The sequence below is a fragment of the Ligilactobacillus animalis KCTC 3501 = DSM 20602 genome, assembly GCF_001434535.1.
In the GTDB taxonomy this organism is placed as follows: domain Bacteria; phylum Bacillota; class Bacilli; order Lactobacillales; family Lactobacillaceae; genus Ligilactobacillus; species Ligilactobacillus animalis.
The window spans coordinates 1-203 of sequence record NZ_AYYW01000050.1 but is presented as its reverse complement, the minus strand read 5'-3'; the positions used below and the strand labels follow the sequence as shown (position 1 = coordinate 203).

The 203-nt window shown below is 42.9% G+C and carries 1 protein-coding gene; it reads left to right on the top strand.

Going from position 1 to position 203, the window contains the following annotated elements:
* Positions 1-203, top strand: a 203-nt coding sequence (locus FC30_RS07730) for a LysM peptidoglycan-binding domain-containing protein (RefSeq protein WP_156400139.1), incomplete at both ends; no start/stop codon positions are given.

Genomic DNA, 203 nt, shown 5'->3' with positions numbered 1-203 from the left:
GGTCAAGTTTTGAAGGTCTCGGGCCAAGCAACTTCGAACCAACCAAGTACAAATACATCACAAAATTCAAATCAGACCCAAGCAAGTGGCAACGGGACGTATACGGTCAAGGCGGGCGACTCTTTGTACCGTATTGCAGTCAACCACAATATGAGCTTACAAGAGTTGAAGAATTTGAATAACTTGAGCAGTAATTTGATCAT